Below are 17,156 nucleotides of genomic sequence, written 5' to 3' on the forward strand. Positions count from 1 at the left end.
CCTTTGTCACGGGCAATCCTTGACGCGCCGCTTTGGCGCCGCCATGTCCTGGTGTCAGCGAAGGGATGATCGCCGATGACCGAACCGTTCATAGTGCGACGCGAGACCCAGATCGCGGCACCACGTGCCACCGTTTTCGCCTACCTGACTGACCCCGAGAAAATCCTGAGCTGGATGGGCTCCGATGCCACCACGGAGCCGCATCCGGGCGGGCTCTATCTGCTCAAGGGCGTCGGCCCGCGCGGCGGCGTCGCCCGCGGCGCCTTCCGCGAGGTCGTGCCGGTGCATCGTCTGGCCTACACGTTCGGATGGGAAGGCGGCCAGGAAGTACCGCCCGGCTCAAGCCTCATCGAGATCGACCTGATCGAGCGTGACGGCGGCACGCTGCTGCGCATGACCCATAGCGGCCTGCCGAGCGAAGCGCAGGCCGCCGCGCACGCGACGGGGTGGGCGCATTATATGGAACGGCTCACGACCGCAGCCGCAGGCGGCGATCCCGGTCCGGACATGGGTGTGTCAGATAAGAAGTAGCTCTCGTAGGGTGGGCAAAGGCGCGCTCTTCGCGCCGTGCCCACCACCTTTCACCATGAGCAAATGGTGGGCACGCTTGCGCTTTGCCCACCCTACGGCAGCGCGACGTGTCGTTACACCGCGGCGGTCGCCACCACCTGCGCCAGCAACTGCTCGCGCCTCGCCTGCGAGCGCTGGCCCTTCATGGTCGCGGCGAAGCGCTCGAGGATGCCGTCCTCGAACGCCGTGACGATGGTGTCGTGGACGTAGCTCTTGCGGCAGATCGCCGGCGTGTTGGAGAGCTTGTCGGCAGCGGCGCGGATTGCGTCCAGCACCTGCTTCTTGCGGCCGCGCTGGCTGGTCGCCGGCGTGATCCGCGACAGCGATTCCACGACGACGGCAGACGCCATCAGCGTACGGAAATCCTTCAGCGAAATCTTGATGCCGGCGATCTCGCGCAAGAACGCGTTCACCTGCGTGGTGTTGACCGCGCGCACGATCCCGTAGGCATCGCGATACTGGAACATGCGCTTGCCGGGGACCTCCTGCAAAATGCCGATGGCGCGCACCAGCTTGGCCGCGTCGCACTCCTTGCGCACCGCCTTGCCGCCCTTCGCCTTGAAGGTCAGCACGAAGCAATCGTCCTCCAGCGTGACGTTGGACTTCAGCAGCGTGGTCGCACCGCGGGTGCCGTTGAGACGGGCATAGGATTCATTGCCGGGACGGATCGCGGTGCGCGCGATCAGCTCGATCACGGCCGAGAGCGCGAATTCACGCGTCGGCTCGTCGCCCGACAGGAATGCCGAGACCTTGCGCCGGATCTTTGGCAGCGCGCCGACGAGCTTTTCCAGCCGATGCGCCTTGCGGTGCTCGCGGACCTTTTCCCAATCGGCGTGATAGCGATATTGCAGCCGGCCCGCGGCATCGCGGCCCACCGCCTGGAGATGCGAGCTCGGATCGGACGAATAGCGAACCTCGCGATAGGCCGGCGGCACCGCCATGGCGTGCAGCCGGCGGATGGTGCGGGCGTCGCGGATATGTGCGCCATTGGGACGCACGAAGGAATAGCCCTTGCCGCGCCGGACGCGGCGAATGGTCAGCTCGTTCTGGTCGCCGAGCCGCAGGCCGAGCTCCCTGGCGAGCGCTTCGACCGTCGCCGCGGGCGCCGTGTCGAAGGCCTTCTTCGGGCCCGGACGCCTGAAAGGGGCCGGTTTCGGCCACTGTCCGAGGGCCTTGGCCAGCGCAATAGCTGCAGGATCGGCTGAAGCGGGCCGTATCGTCCCGAGATTCTGCTGATCCATCATAGCCTTATGCCTTAGCCCTGTCTGTTACCGGTCAATGCCGCTGTTCTTATTTTTGTTCCGAAGGGTCTCTTTGGACCCGGGTTGGCCATTTAGGGTGTTCCGAACCGTATTGCGAGTCCCGAATCAGTGAGAGGCGGTTTCCAAATACCTCTACTAATGCATGGGGCCCCTGCGCCGGCCTATTCCGCGGAGCTGGGTCAAGACCCCGAAAGCCGCCCGCCGGCTTGTTTCAGATCTGCGACAGTCGCAGCAGGCGGGCTTGATCCTCCGCATGGCCGGCCGCCCGCCGAAGGTCCAGCTTGTGCTCCTTGTCGGGCCCGGTTAGCCCGACGCATAATCAGTCAATGATCAAGTCGGCTCGCCGGTCGCCAGCGTTCGGCCTGCCGTATGTGGAGGGAAGCATGTCCGAGAAGATCTACGACGTCCCGGCGGAGTGGGCGAAGCGCGCCTGGATCGACCAGGCCAAGTACAAGGAGATGTACGCTCGCTCGATCTCGGACCCGAACGGTTTCTGGGCGGAGCAGGCCAAGCGCATCGACTGGATGCACGCGCCGACGAAAATCGAGAACGTCTCGTTCGCGCCCGGCAACATCTCGATCAAATGGTTCGAGGACGGCATCCTCAACGTCGCCTACAACTGCATCGACCGCCATCTCGCCAAGCGCGGCAACCAGACCGCGATCATCTGGGAAGGCGACGATCCCTCGCAGTCCAAGCATATCACCTATCAGGAGCTGCACGACGAGGTCTGCCGGATGGCCAACATCCTGCGCACCCGCAACGTCAAGAAGGGCGACCGCGTCACCATCTACCTGCCGATGATTCCGGAAGCGGCCTATGCGATGCTCGCCTGCGCGCGCATCGGCGCGATCCACTCCGTGGTGTTCGCGGGATTCTCGCCGGACAGCCTCGCCCAGCGCATCAATGACTGCAAATCCAAGGTCATCATCACCGCGGACGAAGGCCTGCGCGGCGGCAAGAAGGTGCCGTTGAAGGCCAACGTCGACGCCGCGCTCGCGAAGGCCGACGACGTTGACTGGGTCGTGGTGGTCAAGCGCACCGGCGGCAAGATCGACATGAACCCGACGCGCGACCTCTGGTATCACGAGGCAGCGGCGATGGTGACGACGGAATGCCCGGTCGAGCACATGCATGCCGAGGATCCGCTGTTCATCCTCTACACTTCAGGCTCGACCGGCCAGCCCAAGGGCGTGCTGCACACCTCCGCCGGCTATCTCGTGTTCGCCTCGATGACGCATCAATACGTCTTCGATTATCACGACGGCGACATCTACTGGTGCACCGCCGATGTCGGCTGGGTCACCGGCCACAGCTACATTCTCTACGGGCCGCTCGCCAATGGCGCGACCACGCTGATGTTCGAAGGCGTGCCGAATTACCCGGATAATTCCAGGTTCTGGAACGTCATCGACAAGCACAAGGTCAACATCTTCTACACCGCACCGACCGCGATCCGCGCGCTGATGCAGTCCGGCGACGAACCGGTGAAGAAGACATCGCGCGCCTCGCTCCGCCTGCTCGGCTCGGTCGGCGAGCCGATCAATCCGGAAGCGTGGGAGTGGTATCACCGCGTCGTCGGCGACGACCGCTGCCCGATCGTCGACACCTGGTGGCAGACCGAGACCGGCGGCATCCTGATCACGCCGCTGCCGGGCGCGACCAAGCTCAAGCCGGGCTCGGCGACGCAGCCGTTCTTCGGCGTGGCGCCTGAGATCGTCGACGCCGACGGCAAGGTGCTGGACGGCGAGACCTCGGGCAATCTCTGCCTGACGCGGTCCTGGCCCGGCCAGATGCGCACGGTCTACGGCGATCACGCCCGCTTCGAGCAGACCTATTTCTCGACCTACAAGGGCAAGTACTTCACCGGCGACGGCTGCCGGCGTGATGCCGACGGCTATTACTGGATCACCGGCCGTGTCGACGACGTCATCAACGTGTCCGGCCATCGCATGGGCACCGCGGAAGTCGAGAGCGCGCTGGTGGCGCATGAGAAAGTCTCGGAGGCCGCGGTGGTCGGCTTCCCGCACGACATCAAGGGCCAGGGCATCTACGCCTACGTCACCCTGATGGCCGGCGTGCAGCCGACCGAGGATCTGCGCAAGGAGCTCGTCACCTGGGTTCGCAAGGAGATCGGCCCGATCGCATCCCCGGATCAGATCCAGTTCGCGCCGGGTCTGCCCAAGACCCGCTCCGGCAAGATCATGCGCCGCATCCTGCGCAAGATCGCCGAGGACGAACCGGGCAGCCTGGGCGATACCTCGACGCTGGCCGATCCCGCCGTGGTCGATGATCTCGTCAAGAACCGGCAGAACCGGAAGCCGGCGTAAGGCAAGCTCGTGCCCCGGACGCAGCGCAGCGCGCACTTCGCGGTGCGCTGCTGAGCCGGGGCCCATCGAGCCGCGCACGAAGAGAAGAACTGGGTCCAGGCTCTGCGGCGCACCGCTGCGCGCTGCGCGTTGTCCGGGACACGAGACTGCCTTTCGCACCGAGGCCCCAAAACAACAGCCGTTCACATCCTCACGCACTCGTCAGCGGGCGGGCCGGTGCGGCCGCATCTTTCCCGCCGAGTGTTGTTTTCAGGTCATTTACTTTATTTCGAACATTTCCTTTGTTCCCCCTGCTGACTGGCCCTTGGCAGCCGTGCGTGGAAACCAACCGGTTAACGGGCGCGGTTAAGAATGTCCCCTGACAAGGACGTGGCCAGCTGGCGATTGCCGGTTCTGCGTAATTTTGGACGATCCGTTCGGGCTAGGGGAAAATCGATGTCGATAAGGATTGCTGTGGCGCTCGCTGCCACCATCGGGGCTGGGGTCTTGATGTCGACGGCGGCGCAGGCGCGGCCGGAAATGGTTGGGGCACATCTGGCCGACTATTCTCCGGGCACGATCGTGGTCAAAACCAGCGAGCGGCGGCTTTATCTCGTCCTCGATAACGGCCACGCCGTGCGCTATCCGGTCGGCGTCGGCAAGTCCGGCAAGCAGTGGGCCGGCACCACCCGCATCGACGGCAAGTACCGCAATCCGGCCTGGTCGCCGCCCGCCGAGGTGAAGCGCGACAAGCCGAGCATCCCTGACGTCATTCCCGGCGGCTCGCCGCGCAACCCGATGGGCGTCGCGGCGATGACGCTGGCCGGCGGTGAATACGCCATCCACGGCACCAACGTGCCGGGCTCGATCGGCGGTTTCGTCTCCTATGGCTGCATCCGCATGCTCAACGATGACATCACCGATCTCTATGGCCGCGTCTCGGTCGGCACGACGGTGGTCGTGACGCGCTGATCGCCGGGATCAAGGCAAGACAAGAAAAGGCCGCGTCCGGAGACGCGGCTTTTTTGTTACCAGAAGCGCCAGCTGCGCGCGCACCAGCCGTCGCGATGGCCGCCATTGTAGCTTCGCGCAAAACCGCCGGCGAGCAATGCCGCCGAAACGTTCGCAGTCCGCCGGGTCGCGACGTCGGCGAGAACGCGGCCGTATTTGTCAGGACCGAGATTGGCGATCGTCACGTCGCCCTGACCGAGCAGATCGCGCAATGCGCGGGCCGCGGCTTCGGCCTTGTCCTGCTCCTCCCGGCAAGACGCTTTCATCTCGGGCGCGTCGATGCCGCGCAACCGAACCCGCACGACGAGATCGCGGCCGCCGCGCTGACGAACCCGCGCGAGAAAGGTGTCGCCGTCGACGGTGCGAATGACGTCGACCGGCTCGCGAACATCGGGATGGCGCGCCTGCTCGAGAACGATCTCGGCGTTCCGCGTGCGATCGCCATCCGTGTCCGGAATTAGCCAGCCCATTCCGTGGCGGAAGGTGAGCACGACGGCCAGCGCGATGCCCACCACGAACATCCACGGCAATAATCCGGAGAAGCGCCGACCGAACGGCGAGCCGCCGAATTGCGGCCGATAGGGATTGGGTCGGTCCTGGAAACGCATCAACTCACGCTAGGACAGAGTCGGGGGAACTCAAAGCACGAGCGCGCACATAGCGGAACCATGCAGGAAAATTCCATTGTCGGATACGTCGGCCGTAGTTCTACTGGGGATCCGCGAATATTACCCAAATCTCAATCATTGGTTGCGAATACCTGTTATACAGCAACGCGAGGAGAGAGCGGTGGGGTCATTCAGGTTTCGCATTGGAACAAAGCTCGGCATCGTCACCGGCGTGAGCGTTGTGCTGGTCTGCGGCATGCTGACCAACCAGATGCTCGGCAACCGGTCGATCGCCGAATCCAATCGCCTGGTCACGATCAACTATCTCAACAAAGGCAATGCGCAAGCGGCGCAGACGGCCATGGCGCGGGCGCAGCTCGCAGCTCTCGAGATCAGCTCCGCCTCGTCAGCCGGAGAGATTGACAAGCTCCTCGAGAATCTCCGCGCGCGAGCAGGCGAAGCCGGCGCGGAAATCGATGCGGCGACCGACCGGGCGACCCGCAAGGTCACCCAGGACGCCTATCGTGAGACCAAGAAATTCGTCGATGCGTATCTGGCCAGCGGCATTGAACTGGCGGGGGCGCAAAAGTCCGTCATTGGCGCCCCCTCCGGCGGCGCCAGGACTGCGGCAGAGTCGACGAAGGCAACCATTCTCGCAGAGCGTATGCGTCCGGCAGCCCTGGAAGTCAGCAAACGGATCGACGATCTGGTCGGCGTTGCCAACGAATTCGCGGCGCGCCGCAAGGGCGAGATGCTGGCCGAACTCGACCGCGTCGCCACCTTCGCATTGATCGTCGGCGTCTTCGTCGTTCTGACGTTGATCGGGTCCGCCGTCTTTTCCGTGTCGAACATCGCCCGGCCGATCCGGCGCATCGGCGACGTGCTTCTCCAGCTCGCCGGCGGCAACAAGGCGGTCGAGATTCCCTACACGCGCCGCGGCGATGAGGTCGGCGACAACGCTCGCGCGGCTCAGACCTTCAAGGAAAACCTGATCCGTATCGAGCAGATGGAGGTCGAACAGAAGAATCAGGAAGCCGCTGCGGCCGCTCAGCGCAAGGAAGAAATGGCCCAGCTCGCCGGCGTGTTCGAGGCCGCGGTCGGCGGCATCATCGACTCCGTGTCAGCAGCCTCCCAGCAGCTCGAGGCAGCCGCCGGCACGCTGTCGGGAACCGCGGAAGAGACCCAGCAACTCTCCGGAATGGTCGCGGCGGCCTCGGAGGAAGCCTCCACCAACGTCGGAGCGGTCGCGTCCGCCGCCGAGGAAATGAGTACCTCGGTCGTCGAGATCGGTCGCCAGGTCCACGATTCCAGCCGCATCGCCAGCGAAGCGGTCAGGCAGGCGGAGCGCACCGACGTCCGGATCAATGAACTGCTCAAGGCGGCGGGCCGAATTGGCGACGTCGTCAAATTGATCACCGCGATTGCCGAACAGACCAACCTCCTGGCGCTGAACGCAACGATCGAGGCGGCGCGCGCCGGCGAATCCGGCCGCGGCTTTGCAGTCGTGGCGAGCGAGGTGAAGGCGCTCGCGGCGCAAACCGCGCGAGCGACCGAAGAGATCAGCGCGCAGATCGCCGGCATGCAATCGGCAACCGAGGACTCCGTCGGAGCGATCAAGGAAATCGGCGCGACCATCGCCCGCATTTCAGACATTTCGTCCACCATTGCAGCGACGATCGAAGAACAGGGTGCAGCGACGGCCGAGATTGCGCGCAACGTCAGCGAAGCCGCCAAGGGAACCGTCGAAGTCGCAGACAAGATCGCCCAGGTCAGTCATGGCGCGAGCGCGACCGGCGCGGCGTCGGGGCAGGTGTTGGCATCGGCGCGCTCGCTGTCGAGTGAAAGCAGCCTCTTGAAGACGGAAGTCGAGAAGTTCCTCACCACCGTGCGCGCGGCATGAAACGGCGTAGCGGCGACCAGCGCTTCTTCAATGCTCGTCGCATATGGATAGCGCCTCCGGGATTCCCCGGAATTGTCCGGTACCGCCGACAACTGTAGGTTGGAAAATATCCCACGGGCAATCGTTCGTGGAACTCCCTGCAGTGGGCCCCGACATGAACATCGACGCAATTTCCGCCGATTCGCTCGAACGAATGGCCGATCTCGTTCGGCAGCAGCATAGTTCCCTCGACACCGTGCTGCTGTCGCCGGTGGGCGAATTCCAGACCAGAGCCGTCACGCTCGCGACGTTGATGCGTGAAGTGACGGACTGCCTCGCCGAGGATTTCCTGCACCGTCCGGCGCAGGACTTTCCGATGCTCTATTTTGCATGCGGCAAGGCCAGAGTCGGATCGACCGCCCTCAGCAATCTTTTCGGCATGACCGGCATGCCTTCATATTATCAACCGCTGAAGGCGATCCTGCGCGACGCGCTCGTCGGCCGCCCGCTGGCGCCCTGGATCATCCCCTCGGCAAGCGACGAGCCGCACATCTTCAGCAAGGAAACGATCGGGCCCTACGTCCTTGCCGAGAGCTTGTTCAATCCGCTGCAGCTCTTGGTCGAGGCAGGCTATCCCCGCGACCGTCTGCATCTCATCATGCTCGACCGCGAGCCGGCGAGTTCGCTGGCGTCATGGCTCGAGAAGCTGATTTCGCGCGCGCCCGAAGACACATTGCTGCGGCACTATGTCGTTGCCGCACTCAGCGCGGCCCGCGTCGCAAGTTACGCGCAACAACACGGCGTTCCCGTCACGCACTACGTCTACGAGGTAAGCAAGGAGGCGCTGTCGTCGGTGCGCGTCTTGTTCGACCGCCTCGGCCTTTCGAGCAGCTTTACCGAGAATGCCGTGACGTCATGGCAGGAACCGGGAGACGTGCAAGCAAACAACGCGCGCGTCATCTTCCCGAGCGAAGCGACGATCTACAAGGTGCCCAATCTGCACACCTCCGATAGCGCCTATCGCTACCAGCGTCGCGCGACGGCCTCAATGAGCGAAGCTCAGCTGGAGATTCTGGAGCGCTGCGGGGTCAATGACGCCTATCGAGCTTCGGTCGCGGCGTGCGTTCGCGATCTCGGCCTGAATGCGGCAATTTCGGCGCATCTGTTCGGCGAATGGTTCGCCGAGGCCGCGTGATCAGCATGCTGGACATTCCCACAAGCACCGAGCCCGCCCTCCTTGAAGGAACCGGCCGCGAGCCGCTTCACGCCGCCAGTCATCTCCGGCGCCTGGAGGCGGAAAGCATCCACATCCTGCGGGAGACGGCGGCCGAATTCCGCAAGCCGGTGATGCTGTATTCGATCGGCAAGGACTCCTCGGTGCTGCTGCACTTGGCAATGAAGGCCTTTCATCCCGGCAAGCCGCCGTTTCCGCTGCTGCATGTCGACACGACATGGAAGTTCCGCGAGATGATCGCGTTTCGCGACCGCCGCGCGCTCGAACTCGGCATCGACCTGATCGTCCATACCAACAATGACGGCTTGAGCCAGGGCATCGACCTCTTCACCCACGGCTCAGCCCGCTACACCGATGTCATGAAGACCCAGGCGTTGCGGCAGGCGCTGGACCTCCACGGCTTCGACGCCGCGATCGGAGGCGCGCGACGCGACGAGGAGAAATCGCGCGCCAAGGAGCGCGTGTTCTCGCACCGGAGCGCGGCGCATCGCTGGGATCCGAAGAACCAGCGGCCCGAGCTGTGGAGCCTGTACAACACGATGCTGGCGCCCGGCGAGAGCATACGGGTGTTTCCGCTGTCGAACTGGACCGAGCTCGACGTCTGGGACTACATCCTCGCCGAGGACATCCCGATCGTTCCGCTCTATCTGGCGGCTTCGCGCCCGGTGGTCGAGCGCGACGGCACGCTGATCATGGTGGACGACGAACGGATGCCGCTGCTTGCAGGCGAAGAGCCGCGATGGCGCTCCGTCAGGTTTCGCACCCTCGGCTGCTATCCGCTCAGCGGCGCCACGGTCTCGACCGCGGCAACGCTCCCCGACATCGTGCGCGAGATGATGGCCTCGCGCACCTCCGAGCGGCAGGGACGCATGATCGACCGGGACAGTGCCGCATCGATGGAGCGCAAGAAAGCGGAAGGCTACTTCTGATGTCCTATCACGAGGCCCCCACGATCGCCGCCTCCGGTGCGCCGCGACTCGAACAGGATGATCGTCCGACGCTGCGCTTCGTCACTTGCGGCAGCGTCGACGACGGCAAGAGCACGCTGGTCGGCCGGCTGCTCTACGATTCCAAGACGCTGCTCGACGACCAGATCGACGCGCTGGCGTCCGAGAGCCGGACGGTCGGCACCACCGGTGGCGATTTCGATTTCGCGCTGCTGGTCGACGGCTTGCAGGCCGAGCGCGAGCAGGGCATCACGATCGACGTCGCCTACCGCTTCTTCGCCACCAGGCTGCGCCGCTTCATCGTCGCCGACACGCCGGGGCATGCGCAGTACACGCGCAACATGGCGACCGGCGCCTCCAACGCCGATCTTGCCGTGGTGCTGGTCGATGCCCGCAAGGGCGTGACCACGCAGACGCGGCGCCACAGCCACATCCTGTCGCTGCTGGGTATCCGTCACGTCGTGCTCGCCGTGAACAAGATGGACCTGATCGGATTCGACGGGGGTCGCTTTGCGGCCATCACTGCCGAATACCTGACCATGGCCGGACAGCTCGGAATCCCGCAGGTCCAGTGCATTCCGGTCGTCGCACCCGACGGCGACAACATCGTCACGGCCAGCGCGCGGATGCCCTGGTACACCGGGCCGACGGTGACGGCCTATCTGGAATCGGTCGACGTTTCCGGCGATGTCTCGCAGCGGCCGTTCCGGTTGCCGGTGCAATGGGTCAACCGGCCGCATGCGGAGTTTCGCGGCTTCTGCGGGCGTATCGCCAGCGGAACGATCGCGATCGGCAAGACCATCGCCGTGCAGCCCTCGGGCCGCCAGACGCGCGTCGCGCGCATTCTCACGCCCGGCGGCGAGCGCGATCGGGCTGCGGCGGGCGAATCGGTGACGCTCACATTGACCGACGAGATCGACGTCAGTCGCGGCGACGTGCTGACGACGGGACCCGCGCCACAGGTCTCCGATCAGCTGGCGGCGCATCTGGTCTGGTTCGACGACGAGACCATGGTCGCGGGCCGTCGCTATTTGCTCAAATGCGGCGCGGCCTCGACCGGCGCGGTGATCACGACGCTCAAGCACCGCATCGCCATCGACACCATGGCGCATGAAAACGCCGCCACGCTCGACGCCAACCAGATCGGCTACGCCCATCTCAGCCTCGACCGTCCCTTGGTGTTCGAGGCCTATCGCGACGACCGCGACATGGGCAGCTTCATTCTCGTCGATCCGATCAGCCATCGCACCGCCGCCGCGGGAATGATCGATCTCTCGCTCCGCCGCGCCACCAACATTCATTGGCAGCGGCTTGCCGTCGACAAATCCGTGCGGGCGCGGCTGAAGCAGCAGCGGCCCTGCGTGCTCTGGTTCACAGGGCTGAGCGGTGCCGGCAAATCGACGATCGCCGATCTCGTCGATCGCAGGCTTGCCGAACTCGGACGCCACGCCGCACTGCTCGACGGCGACAATCTCCGCCACGGCATCAACCGCGACCTCGGCTTCTCCACCGCGGACAGGGCGGAGAACGTCCGGCGCACCGCGGAGATCGCGGCGCTGTTCGTCGACGCCGGCATGATCGCGCTGGTCGCACTGGTCTCACCGTTCCGCAGCGAGCGCGAGCTGGCGCGCCAGCGCGTCGAGACAGGCGAGTTCATCGAGATCCATGTCGCGACCCCGCTCGCCGAATGTGAGCATCGCGATCCCAAGGGGCTCTATCGCAAGGCACGGGCGGGAGAGCTGCCGGCGTTCACCGGCATCGATCATCCCTACGAGACGCCGCAGGCGCCGGAGATCACCATCGACACGTCAGAAATGTCGACTGACGCGGCCTGCGAGCGCATCATCCGCTATCTCAGGGAGAATCATTACCTTTAGTGGCAAGACCTTTAGTGCCAAGACCTTTAGCAGCAAGGGCGGACAGCCTTCGGACCGGCGATCGCTCAGAAGTCGGAGGCGATGCCCTTGCGCTCCCAGTCGCCGTAGCGGGTCGGCTCGGGTCCCTTGGGTCCCTGCAATTCCTTCGGCGCCGCCTTGCCGTCCTCCTTGGCCTGCACGGCTGCGGCCTGCCGGCGCGCCTCGGCTTCGGCCAGCGCGCGCTGGGCTGCCGGCGTGAGCTGCTTGCGGTCGGAAACGGGAGACTGGTCACTCATCGCCAGGCTTTCTAGCGCAGGACGAGCCGCAACGCGATGTCCAATAACGCATTCCTGAAATCGGCCCGGAACGGCTGAAAAAGCCGGAAGCGATTCTTACATTTGGCATATTCGCGTGCCAGAGATTGGGTTCTCAAGGCATGCGCCCATTGCGGCGGAACTGCCGCTCGCTCAGAACCTTGCTTCCGCATGCCATCTCAACGTTTCGCCCCTCCGTCCGAAGTGCCCGGTCTCGCGGCGCGACGGATTGCCGCCGACATCGTCGACGGCGTGCTGCACAAGCACCGCACGCTCGACGACCAACTCGACGGCAGCAGCGCCCATCCCGGACTGAAGACGCTGGCCGACCGCGACCGCGCGCTGATGCGGCGCCTGGTCGCCACGGTGCTGCGCCGGCTCGGCACGCTCGGCCATGTGCTGTCCCGCCTGCTCGACAAGGGCATCCCCTCCGATGCGCCGCGCGCGCAAAGCGCGCTCCTGATCGGCGCGGCGCAGATCCTCTGGATGGACGTGCCGGATCACGCGGCCGTCGACCTCTCCGTTCGCCTGGTGCAATCCGACCGGCGCGCCGCGCGCTATGCCGGCCTCGTCAATGCCGTGCTGCGCCGCTGCGCGCGCGAGGGCACGGCGCTGGTCGAGGAGGTCGCCGCGCAATCGCTGGATCTGCCGCCATGGCTGCTCGCGCGCTGGAGCGCGCATTATGGCGAAGCAACCGCAAGGGAGATGGCGCTGGCGCTCGGCCACGAGCCGTCGCTCGATCTCACGGTGAAATCCGATGCCGCGCAATGGGCGAGCCGCCTGCACGGCGAGACGCTGCCGACCGGGACGGTGCGGATGCTGCTGCACGGCTCGGTGACCATGCTGCCCGGCTTCGCCGAGGGACAATGGTGGGTGCAGGACGCCGCCGCCGCGCTGCCGGCCCTGTTGTTCGGCGACGTCAAGGGCAAGTCCATTGCCGATCTCTGCGCCGCCCCCGGCGGCAAGACCGCGCAACTGGTGCATGCCGGCGCGCATGTCACGGCGATTGACCGCTCGCCAGCCCGGGTGACGCGGCTGCGTGAAAACCTGGCGCGGCTGTCGCTCCAGGCCGAGACCGTCGTCGCTGACGCCGTGGAATGGGCCGGCCCTGCCGAAGGCTTCGACGGTATTTTGATCGATGCGCCCTGCACCTCGACCGGCACGATCCGCCGTCATCCCGATGTGGCATGGCTGCGGCAGGAATCCGATGTCACCGCCATGACTGTGCTGCAGCAGCGGCTGCTGCGAAAATCGGTATCGTTGCTCAAGCCGGGCGGCACGCTGGTCTACTGTACCTGCTCGCTGGAACCCGAAGAGGGCGAGCAGGCCGTGGCAACGCTGCTGGCGAGCGAGCCTGCGCTTCGCCGCGTCCCGATCGAGGCCGCGGAGGTCGCGGGCCTGGACGAAATCATCACAGGGGACGGCGATCTGCGCACCCTGCCCAGCCATCTGCCGAACGCCGATCCCAAGCTCGGCGGGCTCGACGGGTTTTTCGCGACCCGGCTCGTTAAATCCTGATTTTGCACCGGATTTTGCGGCCGCGACGCTGATTCGCACACGTTCAAGGTGGTGTCAGACGTCCGATTTTGGGATTAATAGGGATTCGTCGGAATCCTCTCCCCCTTCAAGGCAAAGCGTGTCGGTCGCTCAACGCAGACGTATCTCGACGCTGGTCATGAACCGCTTCGCGCGGAACATGCTCGCGCGCGCGAGCGGCGGTTCCGTTGCGCTGTCGCGGGTCTGGCCCGGCCGCACCGACCGGCTGATCATCGCGCCGCATGATCTGCGCACCGCGGATGCGACGCGCGCCGCTGAAATCTATGCCGGCCGCTTCGTCTTCGCCGGCAAGATCGTCAATTGCCACGGCCGTTCGATCTTCGATCTCGAGCCGCCGTCGGAAGATTGGGAAGTCGCGCTGCTCGGCTTCGGCTGGCTGCGCCATTTGCGCGCCGCCGACACCGCGCTGACACGGGCGAATGCGCGCGCGCTGATCGAGGACTGGATCGCCAACCCCGCCAACAAGCGCCGGCCGGTCGCGCGACGTGCCGACGTGCTGGCCCGGCGCGTGATCTCGCTGCTTTCGCAAGCGCCGCTGGTGCTCAACGAGACCGACAACAAGTTCTACCGCCGTTACCTGCGCGCCCTCGCGCGCGAGATCCGCTTCCTGCGCTACACCATGGTCAACATTCCCGACGGGGTGCCGAAGCTCCAGGTGCTGATGGCGCTGTGCTATGCGGCCTTGTGCCTTGCCAACCAGGCCGGCCAGATCCGCAGCGCATCGAAGAAGCTGTCGGACGAATTGCAGCGGCAGATCCTGCCCGACGGCGGACACATCTCGCGCAATCCGGGGGCGCTGATTGAACTCCTGATCGACCTGCTGCCGCTGCGGCAGACGTTTGCTGCGCGCAACATCGCGCCGCCACCGGCGCTGCTCAACGCGATCGACCGCATGATGCCGATGCTGCGCTTCTTCCGCCACGGCGACGGAAATTTCGCGCTGTTCAACGGCATGAGCGCGACATCGTCCGACCTGCTCGCAACGCTGCTCGCCTATGACGACACCCACGGCGCGCCGATGGCAAACATGCCGCATACCGGCTTTCAGCGCCTCGATGCCGGCCAGACCACTGTGATCATCGACACCGGCCCGCCGCCGCCAGCCGGCGTCAGCCACGACGCCCACGCCGGCTGCCTGTCGTTCGAACTATCCTCCGGCATCAGCCGCATCGTCACCAATTGCGGCATGCCGACCACGGGCCGCGACAATTGGCGGCCGTTCGCCCGCGGCACCGCGGCGCATTCGACGCTGACCTATCACGATACTTCGTCGTGCCAGTTCGTCGAGATGTCGGCGATGAAGCGGCTCCTGCACGGCTCGCCGGTCACGAGCGGGCCCGTCGAGGTCGAGAGCTATCGGGAGATCGTTCAGAACGGCACGCTGCTGACGACGTCGCATGACGGCTATCTCTCCAAATTCGGCGCAATCCACCGCCGCGTGCTGATGATCGCCAATGATGGCGCGCGCATCGACGGCGAGGACACGCTGTCGCCGCCGCAGGGCGGACGCTTCAAGGGCGCCGACGCTAACTTTGCGCTGCGCTTCCATCTGCATCCGGCAGTGAAGGCGAGCCGGCTGTCGGATGCGCGCGGCGTCATGCTGGTGCTGCCGAACCGCGACGTCTGGACCTTCGAGGCGCTCGACGACAAGGTCGACCTCGAGGACAGCGTGTTCCTGGCCGGCAATGACGGGCCGCGCCGCACTGCCCAGATCGTGATCCGGCAGGACGCGAGGCAGGCGCCTTCGATCCGCTGGAGCTTTGTCCGCTCCACGGCATCGCCGACCGTCACCAATGCCCGCCGCAACGCCCGGCGCGAACCGGAACTTCCGCTGTAAACGCGCGGATTCGGCCCCATCTGATCGTTGTGAAGCACGCCGAAAACTGCTATCGAGCCCTCGCTCGCGCGACTGGCGACCTTGGATGGAGCACCATCGGGAAGCGCGACACATATCTGCCGCGCGCCTGGGCATAGACACTCCTTAAGACAGAGGATCTTGCTCATGACTGACCATCCCCGCCGCGTCACCCGCGCGCTTCTTTCCGTCTCCGACAAAACCGGCCTGATCGAATTCGCAAAGGCGCTCGCCGCCCATGATGTCGAGCTGGTTTCGACCGGCGGCACGGCAAAAGCGATCGCCGCGGCCGGCCTCAAGGTGAAGGACGTTTCCGACCTCACCGGCTTCCCCGAGATGATGGACGGCCGCGTCAAGACCTTGCATCCGAAGGTGCATGGCGGCCTGCTCGCGATCCGGGACAACAAGGAGCATGCGGACGCGATGAAGGCGCACGGCATCGCGCCGATTGATCTTCTCGTCGTCAATCTCTATCCGTTCGAGGCGACCGTCGACAAAGGCGCCGCCTTCGAGGATTGCATCGAGAATATCGACATCGGCGGCCCCGCGATGATCCGCGCCGCCGCCAAGAACCATGATGACGTCGCCGTTGTCGTCGAGGCAGATGACTACAAGGCCGTGCTCGACGAGCTCGCCGCCAACAAGGGCGCGACCACGCTGAAACTGCGGCGGCGGCTTGCCGCGAAGGCCTATGCGCGCACCGGCGCTTACGATGCCGCGATCTCGAACTGGTTCAATCGCCAGCTCGAGATCGACGCGCCCGACTTCCGTGCCTTCGGCGGCAAGTTGATTCAATCGCTGCGCTACGGCGAGAACCCGCACCAGACCGCGGCGTTCTACGCGACCCCCGACAAGCGCCCGGGCGTCTCCACCGCACGGCAGCTCCAGGGCAAGGAGCTCTCCTACAACAACATCAACGACACTGACGCCGCCTATGAATGCATCGGCGAGTTCGACGCCAGGCGCACCGCCGCCTGCGTCATCGTCAAGCACGCCAACCCCTGCGGCGTCGCGGAGGGATCGAACCTCGTCGACGCCTATCGCAAGGCGCTGGCCTGCGATTCCACCTCGGCCTTCGGTGGCATCATCGCGATGAATCGCCCCCTGGACGCAGATACGGCCCGCGAGATCACAAAACTCTTCACCGAGGTGATCATCGCGCCCGACGCCACCGAGGAAGCGATCGCCATCATCGGCGGCAAGAAGAACCTCCGCCTCCTGCTCGCCGGCAGCCTGCCCGATCCGCGCGCGCCAGGCCTCACCGCCAAGACGGTCGCCGGCGGCCTGCTGGTGCAGAGCCGCGACAACGCCGTGGTCGACGACATGACGTTCAAGATCGTGACCAAGCGCTCGCCCACGGACACGGAGATGCGTGACCTCAAGTTCGCGTTCCGGGTCGCAAAACACGTCAAGTCCAACACCATTATCTACGCCAAGGATCTCGCCACCGTCGGCATCGGCGCCGGCCAGATGAGCCGGGTGGACTCGGCGCGCATCGCCGCGCGCAAGGCCCAGGATGCGGCGAGCGAGCTGAAGCTCGCCGAGCCGCTCACCAAGGGCTCGGTGGTGGCGTCGGATGCGTTCTTCCCCTTCGCCGACGGCATGCTCGCCTGCATCGAGGCCGGCGCCACCGCGGTGGTGCAGCCCGGCGGCTCGATGCGCGACGACGAGGTGATCAAGGCCGCCGACGAGCACGGCATCGCCATGGTGTTCACGGGCACGCGGCATTTCCGGCACTGAGCCCTTCACCACAA

The 17,156-nt window shown here is 65.4% G+C and carries 13 protein-coding genes and 1 riboswitch; of the genes, 10 read left to right on the plus strand and 3 right to left on the minus strand.

Going from position 1 to position 17,156, the window contains the following annotated elements; genetic code table 11:
• Positions 1-75: 75 nt before the first annotated feature.
• Positions 76-531 carry an SRPBCC domain-containing protein gene (locus GGD65_RS21140; protein ID WP_018323601.1) on the plus strand — a complete coding sequence of 152 codons (456 nt, stop codon included), beginning with the start codon at positions 76-78 and terminating at the stop codon, positions 529-531.
• A gap of 113 nt (positions 532-644) precedes the next feature.
• Here GGD65_RS21140 and GGD65_RS21145 read toward each other — a convergent pair whose 3' ends face one another.
• A complete protein-coding gene (locus GGD65_RS21145) occupies positions 645-1,814 on the minus strand; it encodes a DNA topoisomerase IB (protein WP_183236502.1) in 1,170 nt (389 codons plus the stop codon).
• Positions 1,815-2,215: 401 nt separating this feature from the next.
• Between GGD65_RS21145 and acs the strand changes: the two genes are divergently transcribed.
• Entirely contained in the window at positions 2,216-4,162 is a 1,947-nt protein-coding gene (acs, locus tag GGD65_RS21150) for an acetate--CoA ligase (protein WP_179732414.1), read from the plus strand.
• A 435-nt stretch (positions 4,163-4,597) separates the two neighbouring features.
• Complete coding sequence (locus tag GGD65_RS21155; protein ID WP_018323598.1) at positions 4,598-5,113, plus strand: L,D-transpeptidase; 516 nt, start codon at positions 4,598-4,600, stop codon at positions 5,111-5,113.
• Between the two features lie 56 nt (positions 5,114-5,169).
• On the opposite strand, the gene GGD65_RS21160 is transcribed toward GGD65_RS21155, so the two are convergent.
• A complete protein-coding gene (locus GGD65_RS21160) occupies positions 5,170-5,760 on the minus strand; it encodes a thermonuclease family protein (protein ID WP_018323597.1) in 591 nt (196 codons plus the stop codon).
• 181 nt (positions 5,761-5,941) lie between these two features.
• Between GGD65_RS21160 and GGD65_RS21165 the strand changes: the two genes are divergently transcribed.
• The 4 genes from GGD65_RS21165 (at position 5,942) to cysC (ending at position 11,697) form a co-directional block, all read left to right on the plus strand.
• Positions 5,942-7,660 (plus strand): methyl-accepting chemotaxis protein, encoded by a 1,719-nt coding sequence (locus tag GGD65_RS21165; protein WP_183236503.1) that lies wholly within the window; start codon positions 5,942-5,944, stop codon positions 7,658-7,660.
• A gap of 154 nt (positions 7,661-7,814) precedes the next feature.
• Positions 7,815-8,834, plus strand: a complete 1,020-nt coding sequence (locus GGD65_RS21170) for a sulfotransferase family protein (RefSeq protein WP_183236504.1) — start codon at positions 7,815-7,817, stop codon at positions 8,832-8,834.
• A 5-nt stretch (positions 8,835-8,839) separates the two neighbouring features.
• A complete protein-coding gene (gene cysD / locus GGD65_RS21175) occupies positions 8,840-9,802 on the plus strand; it encodes a sulfate adenylyltransferase subunit CysD (protein ID WP_183236585.1) in 963 nt (320 codons plus the stop codon).
• The gene (gene cysC, locus GGD65_RS21180) at positions 9,802-11,697 is read left to right on the plus strand and encodes an adenylyl-sulfate kinase (RefSeq protein ID WP_183236505.1); all 1,896 of its coding nucleotides are present in this window, start codon (positions 9,802-9,804) and stop codon (positions 11,695-11,697) included. Before cysD ends, cysC begins: the two co-directional genes overlap by 1 nt.
• A gap of 65 nt (positions 11,698-11,762) precedes the next feature.
• Here cysC and GGD65_RS21185 read toward each other — a convergent pair whose 3' ends face one another.
• Positions 11,763-11,972 (minus strand): DUF1674 domain-containing protein, encoded by a 210-nt coding sequence (locus GGD65_RS21185; protein ID WP_183236506.1) that lies wholly within the window; start codon positions 11,970-11,972, stop codon positions 11,763-11,765.
• A gap of 189 nt (positions 11,973-12,161) precedes the next feature.
• Here GGD65_RS21185 and GGD65_RS21190 point away from each other — a divergent pair, with 189 nt between their 5' ends.
• From GGD65_RS21190 to purH, 3 genes are all read left to right on the plus strand, one after another.
• On the plus strand, positions 12,162-13,508 hold the full coding sequence (locus tag GGD65_RS21190; protein ID WP_183236507.1) for an RsmB/NOP family class I SAM-dependent RNA methyltransferase: 1,347 nt from the start codon (positions 12,162-12,164) through the stop codon (positions 13,506-13,508).
• A 157-nt stretch (positions 13,509-13,665) separates the two neighbouring features.
• Positions 13,666-15,384, plus strand: a complete 1,719-nt coding sequence (locus GGD65_RS21195; protein WP_183236508.1) for a heparinase II/III family protein — start codon at positions 13,666-13,668, stop codon at positions 15,382-15,384.
• A gap of 58 nt (positions 15,385-15,442) precedes the next feature.
• A riboswitch (ZMP/ZTP riboswitch) is annotated at positions 15,443-15,524 on the plus strand.
• Positions 15,525-15,549: 25 nt separating this feature from the next.
• On the plus strand, positions 15,550-17,142 hold the full coding sequence (gene purH, locus GGD65_RS21200) for a bifunctional phosphoribosylaminoimidazolecarboxamide formyltransferase/IMP cyclohydrolase (RefSeq protein WP_183236509.1): 1,593 nt from the start codon (positions 15,550-15,552) through the stop codon (positions 17,140-17,142).
• Positions 17,143-17,156 lie beyond the last annotated feature (14 nt).

The sequence above is a fragment of the Bradyrhizobium sp. CIR18 genome (assembly GCF_014198295.1).
GTDB lineage: Bacteria > Pseudomonadota > Alphaproteobacteria > Rhizobiales > Xanthobacteraceae > Bradyrhizobium.

Excerpts from the sequence above, each read along its gene's own strand:
- GGD65_RS21140 (WP_018323601.1), top strand. The coding sequence starts at position 76 with ATGACCGAACCGTTCATAGTGCGACGCGAGACCCAGATCGCGGCACCA.
- GGD65_RS21145 (WP_183236502.1), bottom strand. The coding sequence starts at position 1,814 with ATGATGGATCAGCAGAATCTCGGGACGATACGGCCCGCTTCAGCCGAT.
- acs (WP_179732414.1), top strand. The coding sequence starts at position 2,216 with ATGTCCGAGAAGATCTACGACGTCCCGGCGGAGTGGGCGAAGCGCGCC.
- GGD65_RS21155 (WP_018323598.1), top strand. The coding sequence starts at position 4,598 with ATGTCGATAAGGATTGCTGTGGCGCTCGCTGCCACCATCGGGGCTGGG.
- GGD65_RS21160 (WP_018323597.1), bottom strand. The coding sequence starts at position 5,760 with ATGCGTTTCCAGGACCGACCCAATCCCTATCGGCCGCAATTCGGCGGC.
- GGD65_RS21170 (WP_183236504.1), top strand. The coding sequence starts at position 7,815 with ATGAACATCGACGCAATTTCCGCCGATTCGCTCGAACGAATGGCCGAT.
- cysD (WP_183236585.1), top strand. The coding sequence starts at position 8,840 with ATGCTGGACATTCCCACAAGCACCGAGCCCGCCCTCCTTGAAGGAACC.
- cysC (WP_183236505.1), top strand. The coding sequence starts at position 9,802 with ATGTCCTATCACGAGGCCCCCACGATCGCCGCCTCCGGTGCGCCGCGA.
- GGD65_RS21185 (WP_183236506.1), bottom strand. The coding sequence starts at position 11,972 with ATGAGTGACCAGTCTCCCGTTTCCGACCGCAAGCAGCTCACGCCGGCA.
- GGD65_RS21190 (WP_183236507.1), top strand. The coding sequence starts at position 12,162 with ATGCCATCTCAACGTTTCGCCCCTCCGTCCGAAGTGCCCGGTCTCGCG.
- GGD65_RS21195 (WP_183236508.1), top strand. The coding sequence starts at position 13,666 with ATGAACCGCTTCGCGCGGAACATGCTCGCGCGCGCGAGCGGCGGTTCC.
- purH (WP_183236509.1), top strand. The coding sequence starts at position 15,550 with ATGACTGACCATCCCCGCCGCGTCACCCGCGCGCTTCTTTCCGTCTCC.